At 57.8% G+C, this 20,242-nt stretch carries 13 protein-coding genes; 4 read left to right on the plus strand and 9 right to left on the minus strand.

Going from position 1 to position 20,242, the window contains the following annotated elements; genetic code table 11:
- Positions 1 to 112: 112 nt before the first annotated feature.
- From baeR to IB226_RS02350, 6 genes are read right to left on the minus strand one after another with little or no spacing between them, the layout of a single operon-like run.
- Positions 113 to 820, minus strand: a complete 708-nt coding sequence (baeR, locus tag IB226_RS02325) for a two-component system response regulator BaeR (protein ID WP_101763346.1) — start codon at positions 818 to 820, stop codon at positions 113 to 115.
- 9 nt (positions 821 to 829) lie between these two features.
- On the minus strand, positions 830 to 2,215 hold the full coding sequence (baeS, locus tag IB226_RS02330; RefSeq protein ID WP_101763347.1) for a two-component system sensor histidine kinase BaeS: 1,386 nt from the start codon (positions 2,213 to 2,215) through the stop codon (positions 830 to 832).
- Positions 2,212 to 3,618: a multidrug transporter subunit MdtD gene (mdtD, locus tag IB226_RS02335; RefSeq protein WP_192233367.1), complete on the minus strand. Its 1,407-nt coding sequence runs from the start codon at positions 3,616 to 3,618 to the stop codon at positions 2,212 to 2,214. Before mdtD ends, baeS begins: the two co-directional genes overlap by 4 nt.
- A 42-nt stretch (positions 3,619 to 3,660) precedes the next feature.
- Positions 3,661 to 6,729, minus strand: coding sequence for a multidrug efflux RND transporter permease subunit MdtC (gene mdtC, locus IB226_RS02340; protein ID WP_192233369.1), 3,069 nt, complete (start codon positions 6,727 to 6,729; stop codon positions 3,661 to 3,663).
- The gene (locus IB226_RS02345) at positions 6,726 to 9,848 is read right to left on the minus strand and encodes an MdtB/MuxB family multidrug efflux RND transporter permease subunit (protein WP_192233371.1); all 3,123 of its coding nucleotides are present in this window, start codon (positions 9,846 to 9,848) and stop codon (positions 6,726 to 6,728) included. Before IB226_RS02345 ends, mdtC begins: the two co-directional genes overlap by 4 nt.
- Positions 9,848 to 11,068 carry an MdtA/MuxA family multidrug efflux RND transporter periplasmic adaptor subunit gene (locus IB226_RS02350; protein ID WP_101763352.1) on the minus strand — a complete coding sequence of 407 codons (1,221 nt, stop codon included), beginning with the start codon at positions 11,066 to 11,068 and terminating at the stop codon, positions 9,848 to 9,850. The genes IB226_RS02345 and IB226_RS02350 overlap by 1 nt, the downstream gene beginning before the upstream one ends.
- Positions 11,069 to 11,308: 240 nt before the next feature.
- On the opposite strand from IB226_RS02350, the gene IB226_RS02355 reads away from it, so the two are divergent.
- Entirely contained in the window at positions 11,309 to 12,271 is a 963-nt protein-coding gene (locus tag IB226_RS02355) for an aldo/keto reductase (RefSeq protein ID WP_110866641.1), read from the plus strand.
- A gap of 218 nt (positions 12,272 to 12,489) precedes the next feature.
- Entirely contained in the window at positions 12,490 to 13,824 is a 1,335-nt protein-coding gene (locus IB226_RS02360) for a carbohydrate porin (RefSeq protein WP_167391199.1), read from the plus strand.
- A 56-nt stretch (positions 13,825 to 13,880) separates the two neighbouring features.
- Here IB226_RS02360 and yegD read toward each other — a convergent pair whose 3' ends face one another.
- The 3 genes from yegD to IB226_RS02375 form a co-directional block, all read right to left on the minus strand.
- A complete protein-coding gene (gene yegD / locus IB226_RS02365; protein ID WP_192233373.1) occupies positions 13,881 to 15,233 on the minus strand; it encodes a molecular chaperone in 1,353 nt (450 codons plus the stop codon).
- Positions 15,234 to 15,310: 77 nt separating this feature from the next.
- Positions 15,311 to 17,875 (minus strand): diguanylate cyclase, encoded by a 2,565-nt coding sequence (locus tag IB226_RS02370; RefSeq protein ID WP_192233375.1) that lies wholly within the window; start codon positions 17,873 to 17,875, stop codon positions 15,311 to 15,313.
- Between the two features lie 161 nt (positions 17,876 to 18,036).
- Entirely contained in the window at positions 18,037 to 18,648 is a 612-nt protein-coding gene (locus IB226_RS02375) for a phosphatase PAP2 family protein (protein WP_192233377.1), read from the minus strand.
- A 230-nt stretch (positions 18,649 to 18,878) separates the two neighbouring features.
- On the opposite strand from IB226_RS02375, the gene udk reads away from it, so the two are divergent.
- Both udk and dcd read left to right on the plus strand, forming a co-directional pair.
- Positions 18,879 to 19,517, plus strand: coding sequence for a uridine kinase (udk, locus tag IB226_RS02380; protein ID WP_008104883.1), 639 nt, complete (start codon positions 18,879 to 18,881; stop codon positions 19,515 to 19,517).
- A 72-nt stretch (positions 19,518 to 19,589) separates the two neighbouring features.
- Positions 19,590 to 20,171, plus strand: coding sequence for a dCTP deaminase (gene dcd / locus IB226_RS02385; RefSeq protein WP_007888946.1), 582 nt, complete (start codon positions 19,590 to 19,592; stop codon positions 20,169 to 20,171).
- The last annotated feature ends 71 nt before the right edge of the window (positions 20,172 to 20,242 follow it).

Genomic DNA, 20,242 nt, shown 5'->3' on the forward strand with positions numbered 1-20,242 from the left:
TCGTGGATGGCAGGTGCAGCGGCCACATTATACGGCCCTGCAAAAGGTGGGGAATTGTAGGCAGGCCCGCACCCGATGTAAATTGACCTGGATCAATGTAAGCCGTTGCAGGCTACAGCAAGCGGCAGACGTCGGCTTCCCAGCGATAACCCATGCCGTACACCGCGCGGATAAACGGCTGTTCCGCATCGAGGCTTTCCAGCTTGCGGCGCAGGTTTTTGATGTGACTGTCGATGGTGCGATCGGTGACTACGCGGTAATCGTCGTAGAGATGATTGAGCAACTGCTCGCGCGAGAACACTTTTCCCGGCTCCAGCGCCAGCGTTTTCAGCAGACGAAATTCGGCGGGCGTCAGCTCCAGCTGCTGTTCACGCCAGCTGGCCTGAAAGCGGCTCTCATCAATATGCAAAGGCGATTCCTGCTGCGCCTCTTCCGGCGAACGTTTGACGCGGCGCAAAATGGTTTTGACGCGCGCCACCACTTCACGCGGGCTGAACGGCTTGCAGATATAGTCATCCGCGCCGATTTCCAGCCCCAGCAGGCGATCAATCTCCTCGGTGCGCGCGGTCACCATGATGATCGGCAGTTCCGAGAAACGGCGAATTTCGCGGCACAGCGTTAAGCCGTCGCGGCCGGGCAGCATCAAATCCAGCAGCATCAGGTCCGGCGGCGTGTGCTGAACATAGCTCAACACCGCGTTACCGTCGGCAATGTGGTGCGTGCGATAGTTGGACGCCTGCAGATAATCAATCATCAGCTGCGCCAGTTTGGGTTCATCTTCTACAACAAGGATCAGAGGATCGCTATTTTCCGGGCTCATAAGTGGCGTCTAGTGAGGAACATACGGCAAGTTTAGCGTGATTTGCAGTCCACCTAAATCAGAGTGATCCGCACTGATGCTGCCGTCATGCGCTTCCACGATGTTTTTACAGATCGCCAGGCCAAGCCCAGAGCCGCCGCTGGCGCGATTGCGTGAACTTTCCGCGCGGAAAAATCGTTCAAATAATTGTGCCTGATGGGCCGGATCAACGCCCGGCGCGCTATCCGCAAACCGCAGCTGCCAGTTTTCGCCCGCCAGCTGCATCGAGAGCTGCACCGCGCCGCCGCTGTCGGTGTAACGCAGGCTGTTTTCCAGCAAATTGGTGAACAGCTGCATCAGGCGATCGGGATCGCCAAAGCTCTCCGCCTGCGCGGGTAACGCCAGATTAAGAGCTAAGCCGCGGCTGCGATAGCGTTCGCCGAAGCTGCCGGCCACCACTTCCAGCAGAGTGACCAGATCAACCGGCTGCTTGCGATAGGCGAGGGCGCCCGCGTCAGATAATGACAGCTGATGCAGATCCTCCACCAGTTTGGTCAGCACCACCACTTCACTTTGCAATGAACTGATGGCTTCCGGCGTCAGCTTGCGCACGCCATCCTGCATCGCTTCCAGCTCACCGCGCAGAATCGCCAGCGGCGTGCGCAGTTCATGGGAGATGTCGGCCATAAAGGCGCGGCGGTTGCTTTCGTTCTTTTCCAGCGAGCTGGCAAGCTGGTTGAAGTCGCGGCCCAGTTGGCCGAGTTCATCGCTGCTGCCGACTTCCACGCGGGTAGCGAAATTGCCCGCCGCCAAATGGTGCGTGCCATCCACCAGCCGTTTTACCGGTGCCAGTAAACCGCGCGCCAGCAGCCAGGTGACCAGCGCGGCGAGTAACCCGGTCAGCGCCACAATCATCCAGCTGGTGCGCCGCTGTTGCTGATCAAAGTTGATGTCGGTGCTGCGCGTCAGACGTTCAGCCGGTGAGGCAATCACCCAGCCAACAATTTTGCCGTTGCTGGTGGTGATATTGCGCCTTGTGCCTTCCGGCGGCACCGGCTGGCGCGGCCCTGACAGCACTTTGTATTGCTGATCGATAATCCAGAACTGCGTGCGCCAGCCGTGCGGCGGTAACTGATTCACGCTGCCCGGATTCTGCTCCAGCGAGCGCAAAATAGAAAAAATCAGCTTGTCATTGCTGCGCAGAAAATCCCAGCTACCGTGCTGTTCATACTGATCGGCCAGCGCATCGCTCAGCAGGGTTAAGCGCTGCTCGTTGCCTTTTTTGATGTAATCCACAAAGCCGTGCTCAAAGCTGAGCCGCACGCCCCAATGCATGGTGATGATCACCAGCATGCAGGTGGAAAAAATCGCCGCAAACAGCTTGGCACCAATGCCCCATTTTACCGGCCGCTTCATCCTTTGCTCCTGCCTCTAAGGTCAACGTTTTTACTGACATCCTTCGGTACGCGCCAGAACACCAGCGCCGGCAGCGCAATCACCAGCGCCATGCACAGATAGGTATAAATGAAGGTTTGATGCGCCGCCGCGCTGTCGGTTACCACGCCGTGGCCAAATGCGCCCAGCAGCAAACCGGCCACGGTGACGCCAATACTCATCGACAGCTGCATGATCATCGATAACAACGAGTTGCCGCTGGAAGCCAGATCGTCCGGCAGCTCTTTCAGCGTCAGCGTGTTCATCGAAGAGAAGCGGATGGCGTTGACCATGCCCTGCAGTAATAACACCATCGGCAGTAGCCAAATCCATCCCAGCAGCGCCACCAGCGGGAACAGCAGCACCACCAACGCCAGCGCCAGGGTCGCGCCGACCAGCGCATTGCGATAGCCGAACAGGTTGACGATGCGCACCACCACGCGCTTAGTCCCCATATTGCCGAGCACCATTGGAATCATCATCAATCCGGCGTGGAATGGGCTGTAGCCGAGGCCGACCTGCAGGAAAATGGGCGTCATAAACGGCAGCATGCCGCTACCGATGCGGCCGGTAAAACTGCCGATCAGGCCAATTGAATAGATGCGGTTATCAAACAGTTTCAGGCTGAACAGCTCATTATCGTTGTTGCGGCCGTGCATCAGGTAGAACAGCAGCGAAAACACCCCAACCAGAATCAGTAAGCCGAGCAACAGCGGCGATCCGCCGGAGCTGCGCTGGCCATCCAGCGCCAGCGTTAAGGTCGCCATGCCGACGGCCAGCAGCACAAAGCCGAGAAAATCGAAGCGCCGCGTCTGCATGGTGTAATTCGGCATCAGCGTCAGCGTGGCAATCGCGCCAATAATGCCAACCGGAATATTGATCAAAAAAATCCAGTGCCAGCTGGCGTATTGCACCAGAATCCCGCCCAGCGCCGGTCCGAGCAGCGGACCAATTTGTCCCGGCGTGGTGACGAAGGTCATCGCCGACATATATTGCTCGCGCGGCACAATTTTCATCACCGTTAAGCGGCCAACCGGCACCATCATCGCGCCACCAATGCCTTGCACCACGCGCGCCATAATCAGCTCATCAAGCGTGGCGGAGAAGGCGCACAACAGCGAGCCGATGCTGAACAGCACAATGGCGCAGAAGAAGATATTGCGCACGCCAAAGCGGTCCGCCAGCCAGCCGCTGATCGGCAGCGTAATCGCCACGGTCAGCACATAGGAGACAATCACCGAGTGCATATTCAGCGGGCTGACGTTGAGATCGCGCGCCATCGATGGGATCGCGGTGTTGACGATGGTGGTATCCAGCGCCTGCATAAAGAAGCCAAACGCGACGATCCACAGCTGCCAGCGCACGGTGGCGTTTTTCGTGTCCACTCAATCTCCTCTGCTATACGGTCACCATAAATGGCGACCTGCCTAACCCGTCACCAATACCTTTTTCTTACGCCGCCGCAGCTTATCCATCATCAAATAGACCACCGGCGTGGTGTAGAGCGTCAGCAGTTGGCTCATTACCAAACCCCCGGCGATGGTGATGCCGAGTGGCTGACGCAGCTCCGCGCCGTCACCGCTGGTCAGCACCAGCGGCAGTGCGCCAAACAGCGCGGCGAGCGTGGTCATCAGAATCGGGCGGAAACGCAGCTGGCACGCCTGGAAAATCGCGTCGCGCGGCGACAGATTGCCGTTGCGCTCGGCATCCAGCGCAAAGTCGACCATCATGATGGCGTTCTTCTTCACGATACCGATCAGCAGCAAAATGCCGATCAGCGCAATCAGGCTGAACGGCGTGTTGAACAGCTCCAGCGCCAGCAGCGCGCCGACGCCCGCCGACGGCAGCGTGGAGAGAATGGTCAGCGGATGCACGTAGCTCTCATACAGAATGCCCAGCACGATATACACCGCCGCAATCGCCGCCAGCATCAGGTAGAGCTGATTGGATTGCGACTGCTGGAACACCTGCGCGGTGCCGGCAAAGCTGCCGCGCACGCTGGAAGGCACGCCAAGCGCGGTGATGGTGCGGTCAATAGCTTCAGACGCCTGCGACAGCGATACGCCTTCCGGCAGGTTGAAGGAAACGGTGGACGCCGCCGACAAGCCTTCGTGGTTCACCGATAGCGGCGCGTTGGCCGGTTGCCACTTGGCAAACCAGCTCAGCGGAATCGCTTTGCCGTCGCTATTAATCACAAACATCTGATCGAGTGAACTGATGTCCTGGGTGTAGCGCGGATCAACTTCCATCACCACTTTGTACTGGTTGAGCGGTTGATAAATGGTGGAGATCTGGCGCTGACCAAAGGCGTTATTCAGCAGGGCATTAGCGGCCGAGACATCAATGCCGAGCCGCGCCATGCTTTCACGGTCGTAAGTCAGGTTCATTTCACTGCCGTTGTCCTGCTGATCCGAGTTGACGTCCGCCAGCTCGGGCAGGGCGGCGAACGCCTGACGGATTTTCGGCTCCCATTCGCGCAAATCATTCAGGTTATCCGACAGCAAACTGTACTGATAGCTGGCGTTGGACTCACGTCCGCCAATGCGAATGTCCTGCACCGCGTTGAGATAGAGATTGGCACCGGGCTCTTTCGCCAGCTTGATACGCAGCCGGGCAATCACTTCCTGCGCGCTTTCGCTGCGCTCGGAGAGCGGCTTGAGCGAGACGAACATCGAGCCACTGTTGGTGCGCGAACCGCCGGTAAAGCCGGTGACGTTATCCACTGCCGGATCGGCTTTGATGATGTTCATGAAATCCTGCAGCTTGCCGCGCATCGCCTGGAACGAAATGCTCTGATCCGCCGAGATAAAACCTTGTAAGCGGCCGGTATCCTGCTCCGGCATAAAGGTTTTCGGGATCGAGATGAACAGCCACACGGTGAGCGCCACGGTGCCGAGCAGCAACATCAGCACCCAAATGGCGTGATTCAGCACCCAACCCAATGAGCGCGCGTAGCCGTTTTGCACCTTCATCAGCAGCTTGCCGAAACCGCGGATGCGTGGCTGGCTACGTTTGACCTGCGGTTTCAGCAGATAAGCGCACATCATCGGCGTCAGCGTGACCGAGATAAACAGCGAGATCAGAATCGCCACCGACAGCGTAATGGCGAACTCCGAGAAGAAGCGACCAATAATGCCGCCAATCATCAGCAGCGGCAGAAACACGGCAATCAGCGACAGGCTCATCGACAGCACGGTAAAACCGACCTCGCGCACGCCGGTCAGCGCCGCCTGCAGCGGCTTCATGCCCGCTTCGACGTGGCGCGCAATGTTCTCCAGCACCACAATGGCGTCATCGACGACAAATCCGGTGGCGATGGTCAACGCCATCAGCGACAGGTTATTCAGGCTGAAGCCACACAGATACATGGCGGCGAAGGTGCCAATCAATGAAACCGGCACCGCAGCGGCGGGGATCAGCGTGGCGCGCCAGTCACGCAGGAAGGCAAACACCACCAGAATCACCAGCGCGACGGCGATGATCAGCGACTGCTCCACTTCATGCAGCGAGGCGCGAATCGTTGGCGAGCGGTCCTGCGCAATTTGCAGATCGATGGCGGCGGGGATCACGTCGTGCAGTTCCGGCAATTCGCCACGAATGCGATCGACGGTATCGATGATGTTGGCTTCCGGCGATTTACGCACCACCAGCAGCACCGCCGCTTTACCGTTGGTCATCCCGGCGTTGCGTACATCCTGCACCGAATCCTGCACGTTAGCGACATCGCTGAGGCGCACTGCCGCACCGTTGTTGTAGTGCACCACCAGCGGCTGATATTCGCTGGCGGTTTGCAATTCTCCGTTAGTACGTAACTGCCAGCGCTGCTGCACGTCATCAATCGCGCCCTGCGGACGGCGCTGGTTGGCGTTACTGATGGCGGTGCGCACCGCATCCAGTGATACGCCCTGGTTGAACAGCGCCTGCGGATTGAGTTCAACGCGCACCGCCGGCAGTGAACTGCCGCCGACCGTCACATCGCCCACGCCTTCAATCTGCGACAGTTTCTGCGCCAGTTGCGTTGAGGCGTAATCATACAGCTGACCGGGATTATAAATGTCCGAGGTCAACGTCAGGATCATGATCGGCGCATCGGAAGGGTTGGCTTTGCGATAGCTGGGACGGCTCGGCATGCCGGTTGGCAGCAGGCTTTGCGCGGCGTTGATCGCCGCCTGCACATCGCGCGCCGCACCGTTGATGTCGCGATCAAAATCGAACACCAGAATGATGCGCGTGCTGCCCAGCGAGCTGGTGGAGGTCATTTCGCTGACGCCCGCGATGCGCCCCAGCGAGCGCTCCAGCGGCGTTGCCACCGATGCCGCCATGGTTTCCGGCGACGCACCGGGCAGCGAAGCCGAAATCAAAATCACCGGGAAATCCAGCTGTGGCAGCGGCGCCACCGGCAGCAGACGGAAGCCGAGAATACCGGCCAGCGCAATCGCCAGCGTCAGCAAAGTGGTGGCGACCGGACGATGGATAAACAGCGCGAAAAACTTCACGACTGCGCCTCCGGGCGCTTAAAGCGACGGCGCGTTGCGTGCGACAGGCGATCAAACAGCAGATAGATCACCGGCGTGGTGAACAGCGTCAGCACCTGGCTCACCACCAAACCGCCCACCATGGCGATGCCCAGCGGACGACGCAACTCCGCGCCAACGCCGGTGCTCAGCATCAGCGGCAGTGCACCGAGCAGCGCCGCCAATGTGGTCATCAGAATCGGGCGGAAACGCAGCAAGCACGCCTGATAAATCGCCTCGCGCGGCGGCATGCCTTGCTCACGTTCCGCTGCCAGCGCGAAGTCGATCATCATGATGGCGTTTTTCTTCACGATACCGATCAGCAAAATAATGCCGATAATGGCGATGATATCCAGCTCATTACCGCTCAGCATCAGCGCCAGCAGCGCGCCGACACCGGCGGTGGGCAGCGTCGAGAGAATGGTGATGGGATGGATAAAGCTCTCATACAACACGCCGAGCACGATATACATCGCCACCACCGCCGCCACGATCAGCCACACGGTGCTGGACAGCGCCGCTTCAAAGGCCAGCGTGCTGCCCTGGAACTGCGTCATCATTTCGGCGGGCATGCCCACCTGATCTTCCGCTGCGCTCACCGCTTTCACCGCATCGCCCAACGAATACCCTTCTGCGACATCAAACGAGAAGGTCGCCGACGGGAACTGGTCGAGATGGTTGATGCTGAGCGCGGCGTGGCGCTGCTCAATCTGAGCGATGGCGTTGAGCGGCACGCTGCCGCCGTCGCTGCTGGTCAGGCGAATGCCGTCGAGGCTCGCCAGTCCTGGCGTGGCGTCGCTGTTCTGCTCCAGCACCACGCGATACTGATTAGCCTGGGTGTAAATGGTGGAGATCAGGCGCTGGCCAAAGGCGTTATACAGCGCGTTATCCACGTCGGCCATGCTGATGCCGAGGCGGCTGGCGCTGTCACGATCGACTCTTACAAAAGCTTCCAGACCTTGATCCTGCCAGTCGCTGCTGACGTCGCGCAGTTGTGGCAGCGTGTTAAGTTGCTCCAGCAGTTTCGGCACCCACAAACTCAGCGACTCCAGCGAACCCGATTGCAGCGTGAACTGGTACGGCGTACGGCTCGCCTGGGTATCAATGGTCAAATCCTGCACCGGCTGCAGCCACAGCGAAATGCCGGGCACTTTGGCTAACGCCTGTTGCAGACGCTGCTGCACGGCCGGAATGCGATCGTCACGCTCATCCAGCGGCTTCAGGTTGATTTGCAGGCGCGCGCTGTTGAGCGCGGCATTGGTGCCATCGACGCCGACAAACGAGGTCATGCTCTGCACCGCCGGATCTTTCATGATGATCGAGGCGACATCGCGCGTGCGCTCTGCCATGTTGGCGTAAGAGACCGACTGCGGCGCCTGCAAGGTGCCCTGAATAATGCTGTTATCCTGCTGCGGGAAGAAGCCTTTGGGGATCATGATCCACAGCAACACGGTGATCAGCAAGGTGCCGAGCGCTACCGATAAGGTGATCCACGGATGCAGCAGCACGCGCGTTAAGCCGCGTCCGTAACGGGCAATAATGCGGTCAAACATCGCTTCGCTGGCCCGCGAGAAGCGGTTCTGCTTGCGCAGCGATTCAGCGCTTAACATGCGGGCGCACATCATCGGCGTCAGCGTCAGCGACACCACGGCGGAGATCAAAATCGCCACCGCCAGCGTCACGGCGAATTCGCGGAACAGGCGGCCAATCACATCGCCCATAAACAGCAGCGGAATGAGCACCGCAATCAGCGAGAAGGTGAGGGAGATAATGGTAAAGCCAATCTCGCCCGCGCCTTTCAGCGCCGCCGTCAGCGGCTTTTCGCCTTTTTCGATATAGCGCGAGATGTTCTCGATCACCACGATGGCGTCATCAACCACAAAACCGGTGGCAATGGTCAGCGCCATCAGCGTCAGGTTGTTGATCGAGAAGCCCAGGAAATACATCGCGGCAAAGGTGCCGACCAGCGACAGCGGCACGGCGACGGCGGGAATGAGGGTCGCCGGAACGTTACGCAGGAACAGGTAGATGATCATCACCACCAAACCCATCGCCAGCATCAGTTCGTGCTGGGTATCGCTGACCGACGCGCGGATGTTAGTGGTGCGGTCGGTAAGCAGTTTCACCTCCACCGATTTCGGCAGCGTGGCGGTTAATCCGGGCAGCATGGCGCGAATATTATCGGCGGTGGCGATGATGTTAGCGCCGGGCTGGCGCTGCACGTTGAGCACAATCGCCTGCTGACGGTTCGCCCATGCGCCCAGCCAGCTGTTTTCGGCACCTTGTTCGACGGTCGCCACATCGCCCAGTCGCACCGGCGCGCCGTTGTTATAGCTGATGATCAGCTTGCGATAATCTTCCGCCGAGGTCATCTGATCGTTAGCGGACAGCGTAATTGAACGCGTTGGGCCGTCGAGGCTGCCTTTCGCCGAATTGACGTTAGCGTTAGTAATGGCGGTGCGCACCGATTCGCTGGTCAGGCCGAGCGCGGCCAGCGCCTGGGTGTTCATCTTCACGCGGACCGCGGGACGTTGCCCGCCCGACAGGGTGACTAAACCTACGCCCGAAACCTGAGAAATCTTCTGCGCCACGCGCGTTTCCACCATATCCTGCACCTGCGTGAGCGGCATGCTGGTGGTGGTGACGGCGAGCGTCATGATCGGCGGGTCGGCCGGATTCACTTTGCTGTAGACCGGTGGATTTGGCAGATCGCTCGGCAGCAGATTGGTGGCGGAGTTGATCGCTGCCTGTACTTCCTGCTCGGCAACATCCAGTGGCAGCGTCAGCTGAAACTGCAATGTGACAACCGACGCGCCGCCCGAACTCTGCGACGCCATCTGCTTCAGGCCGGACATCTGGCCAAACTGGCGTTCCAGCGGCGCGGTAATGGAAGAGGTCACCACATCGGGAGAAGCGCCGGGATAGAGCGTAACCACCTGAATGGTCGGATAATCGACTTCAGGTAACGCGGAAACCGGCAGAAAACGGTAGCCGAGCACGCCGGCTAACAGAATGGCGATCATCAGTAGCGTGGTGGCGACCGGGCGCAGAATAAACAGGCGCGAAGGTCCACCGCTGCTGTCAGGAGGCATCACCTGCATTATTGACGCTCTCCGCGTGCGGGCTGCGCAGCGCGCGTGCTGTGGGTCGCGACGCTTTGCGGTGCCACCACTTCAACGGTGGCACCTTCCGTCAGGCGATCGAGCCCGTCGGTCACCACGCGTTCGCCTGCTTCGAGGCCCGCGCTGATCACCACTTTCTGGCTATCCTGCAAACCGGCGGTAACGCGTTTTTTGCTCACTTTGTTGTCGCTGTTGACCACCCAGACAAAGTGACCGTCGTTGCTCATCTGCAATGCGGCGGTGGGGATCACCACCGCATCCTGCAAGGTGTCCACTTTCAGACGCGCATTGACAAACTGATTCGGGAACAGCGTGTCATCTTCGTTGCTGAAGCGTGCTTTGAGTTTGATGGTGCCGGTGGTGGCATCGATCTGGTTATCGAGGCTCAACAGCGTGCCGCTGGTCAGCAGCGTTTTGTTGCTGCGATCCCAGGCTTCGACGATCAGCGGCTGTCCGCTTTTCTGCGCCTTGAGGATTTGGCTGATGTTGTTCTCGGCGACGCTGAACACCACGTCAATGGGGTGCGTTTCGGTGATCACCACCAATCCGGTGGTATCGCCGGAGGTGATGTAGTTGCCGACATCCACCTGCTTCAAGCCGACCCGTCCACCAATCGGCGCAGTAATGCGGCTGTAGGTGAGATTAAGCTGGGCGCTGGCGACGTTGCCTTCATCAGCTTTAAGGGTGCCGAGCGTTTCGCTCACCAGCGAACGTTGCGTATCGAGTTCCTGCTGCGACACCAGCGAGGTTTTCGCCAGTTTTTCATAGCGACTGAGATCGCGGCGCGCGTTGGCGAGCGTAGCCTGGTCTTTTGCCAGTTGGCCCTGCGCCTGAGTTAATGCCACCTGATAAGGGCGCGGATCGATTTCCGCCAGCAGCGCGCCAGCGGCCACTTGCTCTCCTTCCTGAAAGTGCAGCGCCATCAATTGGCCGTCAACGCGGCTGCGCACCGTAACGGTGTTGGCGGCGGTCACGGTACCAAGGCCACTGAGGAAATACGGCACGCTTTGGGTGGTGGCAGCGGCGGCTTGCACTGGCGCTAAGGGGCGTTTGCCACCTGCGCCGCGACCACGCTGCTGCTGACCTTCGACCTGCGGCTGTTTATTCGGTTCTGCTGGATGCTGCCACCAATAATAGCCGCCCGCCAGCACGGCAATCACGGCTACGGCCAGTAAGCTTGTTTTAATTCGACGGTTCATCAAGGCGTGTGCTCTCCAGCATTTTTCGTTTTCCCCAATGCGAAATATAAAAATAGCCATTTCGCAAACGAATGATTGTAGTCGCCCGGACCGGGCAAAAATTGAAGGAAATAAGAATATCGCCCCATTAAAGGTAAGTATTCATATTCTGTAAATATTCTGCCAGCAATAGGCATAAGCGCGGCAATTTCCTTTGCTAAGCTCAATACAGACCTGTCTCGTTTGAATAAGGAGAACAAAATGAGTCAACAGAAACTCCGCCAGCTCGGCGACAGCGGTATTGAAGTTCCCCGTCTCACCTTTGGCGGCAATGTGTTTGGCTGGACGGTGGATGAGAAAACCTCATTTTCCCTGCTTGATGCGCTGGTGGAGAAGGGCTTGTTCTTCATCGATACCGCCGACGTTTATTCGCGCTGGGCGCCGGGTAACGAAGGTGGCGAATCGGAAACCATCATCGGTAAATGGCTGAAGAAAAGCGGCAAGCGCGACAGCATCGTGCTGGCCACCAAAGTCGGCATGGAGCTGTCGCCGGAGAAAACCGGCCTCAAGCCGGCTTACATTCGTCAGGCGGTAGAAGATTCGCTGCGCCGCCTGCAAACCGACGTCATCGATCTTTATCAGGCGCACCGCGATGATGACGCGACGCCGCTGCTGGACACGCTGAAAGCCTTCGATTCGCTGATCAAAGAGGGCAAAGTGCGTGCCATTGGCGCGTCTAACTATAACGCTAAACGTCTGCAGGAAGCGCTGGACGTGAGCAAGCAACATGGCCTGGCGCGCTATGAAACCCTGCAGCCGGAATACAATCTCTACGATCGCCAGGAGTATGAAAGCGGTCTGGAGCAGGTTGCGGTGAAAAATGGCCTCGGCGTGATTAACTACTATTCGCTGGCCAGCGGCTTCCTCAGCGGTAAGTACAAAAAGCCAGAAGATGCCAGCAAAAGTCAGCGCGGGCAGGGCATCGTCGACAAGTACCTGAATGAACGCGGCAAGCGCATTGTTGAAGCACTGGAAGATGTCGCTGCCTCGCACGATGTATCGGCAACGCAGGTGGCGCTGGCGTGGCAGATTGCCCGTCCGAGCATTACCGCCCCGATTGTCAGCGCTACGTCGCTGGAGCAGTTGGATGAGTTAGTGAAAGCTACCCAGCTCGAGCTCAGCAAGCAAGAGATCGAAGAGCTGGCGAGCGCCAGCAAACTGTAAGGTTTTCAGGGACGCTACGGCGTCCCGCTATTTTCCAGCTCTGCCTCACAAAAAATGCCATTTCCCACAAAAGATTTTCAATCATCGACAGACGTCACAATTGCGCTAACGCACTATCATCCTGCAGTAAACTGCGCACATATTTGCAAAAACTGACAAATCCTCAGCACTATCCTCTGTTCGATCCTTTCCAGTAACTTCATATAAGAATAACCATCATGAACAGAAAAGAAGCAGTGCAGCATTTACCCCGCCTGGCAGCGGGAACTCTGATGTTTGCGATGCTGAGTGCATCTGCGCTGGCCGCTGATGCTTTCAGTTACGACTCTCCCTATATGTTTGGTGATTGGGGCGGTTACCGAACGCAGCTGGAAAATGACGGCATAAAATTCGACGTCAACTACACCATGGAAAGCGGCTCCAATCTGGCGGGCGGCGCCGATACCAACACCTCAATGCGCTACAGCGATCAGTGGGCGTTTGGCGCTAACTTCGACCTGGAAAAACTGCTCAACTGGCAGGATGCGCAATTCCAGATGACGATTACCGATCGTAATGGTCAGAACATTTCCGACCAGGTCGCCGATCGTCGTACCGGCATGTTGTCCTCCACTCAGGAAGTGTACGGACGCGGCCAAACCTGGCGTTTAACCCAGTTCTGGTTAAGCAAAGGTCTGTTCGATAACACCGTGAACCTGAAAGCCGGTCGCGTTACCGTCGGTGAAGATTTCGATAACTTTGACAGTAAGTTCCAGAACCTGGCGTTCGGTAGCGGCCAGGCCGGTAACTGGCGTGGCGATCGCTGGTTCAACTGGCCGGTGTCCCAATGGGGCGGCCGCGTGAAGGTGAATATCACACCTGAAGTGTTCTTCCAGGTGGGCTTCTATAACCAGAACCGCGCCAACTACGATCGCGGCGACGGCTTCCGTCTTGATACCAGCAACTCCGAAGGCAATCTGGTGCCGGTAGAGTTGGGCTGGAAACCGACGTTAGGCGCCGACAAGCTGCCGGGTAATTACCGTATCGGCTATTACTACTCTTCGGCTAACGGTGACAACTACGGCAGCTGGCGCGATGGGGCTTATCAAAGCCAGGATCACGCTTACGGCGGCTACGTGCTGTTGCAACAGCAGCTGACCGCGCAGGGCGGCGATGCCAGCCGTGGTTTGGGCGTCACCGTTCAAGCGGTGATGAACGACCACAAAACCTCGAAAACGGATAATTATCAGTCGGTGAGCTTCACCTGGAAAGGGCCGTTTGATGCGCGTCCACAGGATGAGATTGGTGTGGGTGCGGCACGTATTCACGTTAACAGCGCTTACACGCGTTCGCAGCGTGAGCAGAACAACGCGAACGGTGAGACTGACTTCAATAGCCCAACCTATCTGCCGATTCAGGATGGCTCAGAGTACAACTATGAGATCTACTACAACGCGCAGCTGACCAAATGGCTGCAATTGCGTCCGAACCTGCAATATGTGGTGGCGCCGGGGGCGGTAAGTGAAGTGAAAGATGCGTTTGTGGGTGGGATCAGTGCGAACGTGAATTTCTAATCTGGCAGAATCTGTGGCTTTGCCCTCTCCCTTTGGGAGAGGGCAGGGAGAGGGGATTATCTGAACATCACTTCGGCCCAGCGGGCGAGACCGGCGGTCACCGAGGCGAAGTCATCGCCGCTGGCGATAGGCGTATCGGGCAGCGCCTGCTGTAACGCCGCGCGCAACACCGGAGAACGTGCGCTACCGCCGGTGAGATAAATCACTTCCGGCTTGGTTTCGCAGGTGGCGAGCGCCAGATGCACTTGCTCCAGAATGCGTTCCAGCGGTTGATTAATCGCTTCTTCCAGCTGCGCAGCACTAATTTGCGCCTGCAATTGCGCGGCGATAAACGCCAGCGAGGCATCGGTCTCTTTCACCTCCGACAGCGCAATCTTGCTCTCTTCCGCCGCACGCACCAGACGATAGCTCAGCTTCTGCTGCCACACTTTCAGCAGGTGCGCCACTTTGTCGCTGTGTTCAGCATCGCGAATCAAATCGCGCAGCAGTTTGCCGCTGGCCGCGGAATAGAAGTCGCTTTGTGCCGGAACGTCGTTGATCGCCACCGCATTCCACCACGGCAGCGCGGGCAGCGCGGTGCCTTTCTGCGTATTGCCACCGAGCCCCAGCAGCGGCATCAGGGTTTTAAACGCCAGCATAATGTCGAGATCGTTTCCGCCCACGCGGCATCCGCTGTGGCCAAGTAAACTTTCGCGGCGATCGGTTTTATGACGCCATTCCGGCCCCATCAGCAGCATCGAGCAGTCGGTGGTACCACCGCCGATATCGACGACTAATACTCGCGTCTCTTTCTGCAGCGTGGCTTCGAAATCGAGGCCCGCCGCCACCGGCTCAAACTGGAACTCCACATCACGAAAACCGGCGCGCTGTGCCGCACGCAGCAGAATGCCCTGCGCCTGCTGGTTAGCCTCTTCGCCGCCTAAACCCTGGAAGTTAATCGGGCGGCCAATCACCGCTTGCTCAATCGGGCGATCGAGCTGGGTTTCGCCTTGCTGACGAATGTGCAGCATCATCGCGCACACCAAATCTTCAAAGAAGGCGATCTGCTGCGGTTTCAGGCCGTTAGCGCCGAGGAAGGATTTCGGTGACTTCACGAACCACACTTCTTCGGGATCGACCATATATTGCTGCAGCGCGGTCAAACCGAACTGCACGCTGCCTGGCGTGACGTCGATATCTTCTTCGCGGTTATAGCGCAGCGCACGCTGCAATAAGGCGATGCCTTCGCTGTCCGGCGTTGGGACTTGATGTTGGCGATGCAGCCATTCGCTGATCGCTTCACGCGTTGGCGCGCAAATCATGGAGGGAAGCAGGCGCTGACCATTCTCCAGTGTCAGCAGGCGCGGCGTGCCATTATCGCTGACCGCAATTGAGCAGTTTGCTGTGCCGTAATCGAATCCGATAAACATATTTATCCCCCATGCCGGAAAAAAGGGGGCGACTTTAGCGCAGCCAGCGCGGGCTGGCAATGGGCAGACGTGGCAGATTACATCTGCACTTCCTGATAAACGTGATACTGACCACGGCCCGCGTGTTTTGCGCTGTAACAGGCGACATCGGCCTGTGACATCACCACATTGCTGATGCAGTTACGTTGATCAATTTGCGTGATGCCGGCACTCGCGCCGACGTGATAAGTCTGCTCCTGCCACATAAAGCGATATTCGCTCACGGCGGTGACGATACGCTGCACCACGTCGCGCACCTGATCCACTTCGCAATTCGGCATTAGCACGCCAAATTCGTCGCCGCCCAAACGCGCCAGCATATCGCTGCTGCGCAGATGATGCGGCATCAGCTCTGCCAGTTCGCGCAGCAGCGCATCCCCGGCGGCATGCCCGGCGGTATCGTTCACCGCCTTGAATTTATCCAGATCGATAAATACCAAGACGTGATGGGTGTGGTTGGCCGCCGCATCGTTCACCAACTGCTTCAAACGCTGCTCGAAGCTGTGGCGATTTGGCAGGCGCGTCAGCATATCGTGTGAAGCGCTGTAGCTCAGGCGCTTCATCACCTTGCGCGATTCACTGACGTCCTGAATAACCATCACCGCGCCGATGCTGGCGCCAGTCAGGGTTTTCAGCGGCGTGATGCTGTAGTGGATCTCCACGCGCGTGCCGTCTGGTGTATGCAGCACCAGCTCTTCATCGAGTTCGGGAGAGATTTTTTCGTCCGGCAGCTGGCACAACAGCAAATTATCGACGCGCGGGCCGCTCGCGCCGCGCGTGATGTTAAGCAGTTCGGTAATGGGTACGCCTGCGGCTTTTTCCTGTGGCCAGCCGCTCAGCGTTTCGGCAACCGGATTCATAAAGGTGACGCGCATTTCATCATCGGTACTGATCACCGCTTCACCGATGGAATCGAGGGTGATCGCCATGCGCTCTTTTTCCTGGAACAGCGCTTCATTCAGCGCGCGCAGCGGCGTGATGTCCTGACAGATGCCGAGCATACGTTCAATCTGACCATCCTGACTCAGAATGCGGTTGGCCTCAGAGCGCACGTAGCGCGGGCCTTCCGGTAAATTAATCCGGTATTCCAGCTGGAAAGCGCTGCGGCGTTCGATGGCCTGCTGCACCACAAGCGTGGCGGTTTCCCGCTCGGCCGGATCAAGCAGATGCACCCACAGATCGTAGGTGGGCGTCTGGTGCGGACTTAAGCCAAACAGCTCATACATGCGCTTGTCCCACAACATCTCGCCGGTCAGCAGATTCCACTCCCACACGCCAATGCCGCCAGCTTCATTGGCCAGCGTGATGCGCTCCATCAAGCGTCGATTAATCTGCTCACTCTGCTTCAATTCGGAGATATCGATAATCTGCGCGATGAAGTAGTGCGGCTGTTGCGCGGCGTCGCGCACCATCGATACCGTCAGGCGCGCCCAGACGATTTCGCCATCCTTGCGAAAATAGCGCTTCTCCATGGTGTAGGTCATGATTTCACCCGCCACCAATCGCTCCAGCTGCTGTAAATCGCTGTTGAGATCGTCGGGATGGGTGATTTGCTGGAAGGTGAGCTTTTTCAGCTCATCGGCCGGGAAACCCAGCGTCTGGCACAGCGAATGATTGACCTGCTGCCAACCGCCATTCGGCGAAACCAGCGCCATGCCAATCGCGGAGTATTCCATAGCGTTACGGAAGCGGGTTTCACTCTCGCTGATATGATGCTTCTCGCGCTGGAAGGCATCCATCACCAGCGCCATCACGTGGCTCGGCAGCAGCACCAACAGAAATGGCAGCCATGTGCTGACCTGGCCGAGCAGCATGCCGTTTTGCGCCAGGTTGACCCAGTTAAAGGCCAGCAGAATCGAGATGAAACTGGCGTTGAGGAAGAACAGCAGAAACGCTTCGAACTTGGGTAGCCGCACCGAGCACCAAAAAAGAATCACCACAATAAAAGTGAAGGGCCACGGCAGAAAACGCAGCGACAAATAGCTGGCGAGCAGCGTGACAAGCAGCGTCAGGCCGGTTTCCAACTGACGGCCTGGCGTCAAAATCTGGCGCAGCGGTTTATTTGGCCACAGCAATAACACCGGGCCAAACGCCAGCACGCCGATCACCTCAGAAATCACCCACGTCGAGAAGAAGGGCAGTGACGCATTGCTGCCCACATGCAGCATCCACAATGCCACGACGCCACCTAACAGCGGCGCAATCAGGCCGGCGCACAGGGCAAAGCGCACCCAGTCGAGTAACGAATTGAGCGGGGCGCGGCGATCGAGCAGCGCGCGCAGCATCACGCCGCCCAGAATCGCCTGTACCATATTTAAGATGGCGAACTTAATGTTACTGAGTGCGGGACCAATAATGATCAGATTGGCCAACGCGGTACCCAGTACGCAGGCAAGCAGCAGCAAGGGAACGTGTTTGGAGTGGGCGCGAAACACGATCACCGTCATCAGCGCGGTGGAGTACCAAAGCGGCGAAATACGGCCACTGACAACAATCAGTTCCAGGCAAAATAGCGTCAGTAGAAAAGTGAGCCCGCCAATGAGCAAGGCATTGAGCCAGGTTCGCTGTGTCCTTTCCTGTGAAGTTAGTATCTCGAGGGTCATGCAAGAATCCAGCAGCGCGCACCTGATTCACGATGGAAAATGCGCCAATCAATCACTATTTTGCATGCTAGCACATCTGTTTGAGATGTCTGCGGGGAATTCGACTTTAGTCGTTATTCACTGAATTGATTGGCCCTTTGCGCGCAAAGGGCCAAACGGGATTAGCGAAAAAGATCGGCGCGGGTAAACGGCTTTTCTAAGCCGGCAAGATTGGCAGAGAAGCGTTCGAGGAACTGTTGCGTGGTGGCGACGCGGCCGTGGCTCAGCAACAACAGCGGCACCAGCAGCGCGACGCCAATCTGCGGCAGGCTAAAGCCCTTCAGTGAAGTGCGGCGCTGCGTCAGCAGGAATGCGGTGCTAAGCGTAAAGCCGAGCATCAGGCCCGCCAGCACTTCGCTTTTGGAGTGCGCGTGGATTGCCAGGCGCGACAGGCCAACCATCAGCGGGATCAGATAGCCGATGCCAATGGTAAACAGGCGCCAGCGCGGCGACCAGCGGCCGGAGATCAGCCACATCATCACCGGCCAGAGCGTGGCCGACATCGCGCTGTGGCCGCTGAAGCCGGTAAAGTTGAATCGGGCGCTACCAATGCCAAAGCCGAGAAACAGGATTTTCGAGACGCTCACCACCAGGCCAGCCAGACCAAACGCCAGCACCCAATACCAGACGGTTTGGCGGTTGTCGCTTTTCCATGGCAAGACCAGCGCGATGATCACCGCGGTCGGGATCAGCAACATGCTGTCGCCAAAATAGGTCAGGGTTTTCCAGCTCATACTTTTCCTTGCGGCTATATTCGGAGTGCCAACGCCGGCTGCAGTGTTGGCAGATGAACAGTGTATCGATTAAGCGTCTGGCTGCAAAAGGGGATATTCTGAAAAGCCGTTGGCCCATTTCTCTGGCATCAACCCGGTGAAATACCTATAATTGCCGCCAACTAACCCTCTCATTCGGCCCGTTGCAGCTTCGGCTTAGGCAGGCTCCAGTTATCAGGTCTTAAAAAAGTATGACTGACAAGTCTCATCAGTGCGTGATCGTTGGCATCGCAGGTGCATCCGCATCCGGAAAAAGTCTTATCGCCAGCACGCTCTATCGTGAAATCCGTGACCAGGTCGGTGACGAGCATATCGGTGTGATCCCCGAAGATGCCTACTATAAAGATCAGAGCCACCTCACCATGGAAGAGAGGGTGAAAACCAACTATGACCATCCGAGTGCGATGGATCATGATCTGTTGTTGCAGCACCTGCGCGCGCTTAAAGCTGGTCAGGAAATTGAGTTGCCGGTTTACAGCTATGTTGAGCACACCCGCACCAGCGACTGTATTCATCTCAAATCGAAAAAAGTCATCATTCTCGAAGGCATCTTGCTGTTAACCGATGCGCGCCTGCGTCAGGAGATGAATTTCTCTATCTTCGTCGATACGCCGCTGGATATCTGTTTGATGCGCCGCATGAAGCGCGATGTGAATGAGCGCGGTCGCTCTATGGATTCGGTGATGAGCCAGTATCAGAAGACCGTGCGTCCGATGTTCCTGCAATTTATTGAACCTTCCAAGCAGTACGCTGACATCATTGTGCCGCGCGGCGGAAAAAACCGTATCGCCATTGATATCCTCAAGGCCAAGATTAATCAGTATCTTTGACGACATGGCGTCCGCCCCGGCGTGACGCGCTGTCGTAGCCATTCGCTACACTTAATTCATGGAGTACCTGCGATGAGATTATGCGATCGCGATATTGAAGCCTGGCTGGACAACGGAAAGTTGGCGATTGAGCCGCGCCCGCCAGTGGAACGCATCAACGGCGCCACGGTGGATGTGCGCCTCGGCAATCAGTTCCGCACTTTTAGCGGTCATACGGCGGCGTTTATTGATTTGAGTGGTCCAAAGCATGAAGTCAGTGCCGCGCTGGACCGTGTGATGAGCGACGAGATTGTGCTGCCGGAAGGCGAAGCCTTTTTCCTGCATCCTGGCGAGCTGGCGCTGGCGGTAACGCTGGAATCGGTCACCATTCCTGACGATCTGGTCGGCTGGCTGGATGGCCGCTCTTCGCTGGCACGCCTGGGTTTAATGGTGCACGTCACGGCGCACCGTATCGATCCGGGCTGGCAAGGCCGTATCGTGCTGGAGTTCTATAATTCAGGCAAACTGCCGCTGGCGCTGCGTCCAGGCATGTTGATTGGTGCATTGAGCTTTGAGCCGCTGTCGGGCCCAGCTGCGCGACCGTATAACCGTCGCGAAGATGCCAAATATCGTGGTCAGCAGGGCGCGGATGCCAGCCGCATCGACAAAGACTGACTATCAGTAAGTGGCCGGGGTGAGCGAGCGCAGCCAACGCTGCTGCAACGTGAAGTATGAAGGCAATGAGG

Source organism: Pantoea sp. PNT03 (assembly GCF_014852515.1).
Taxonomy (GTDB): domain Bacteria; phylum Pseudomonadota; class Gammaproteobacteria; order Enterobacterales; family Enterobacteriaceae; genus Pantoea; species Pantoea leporis.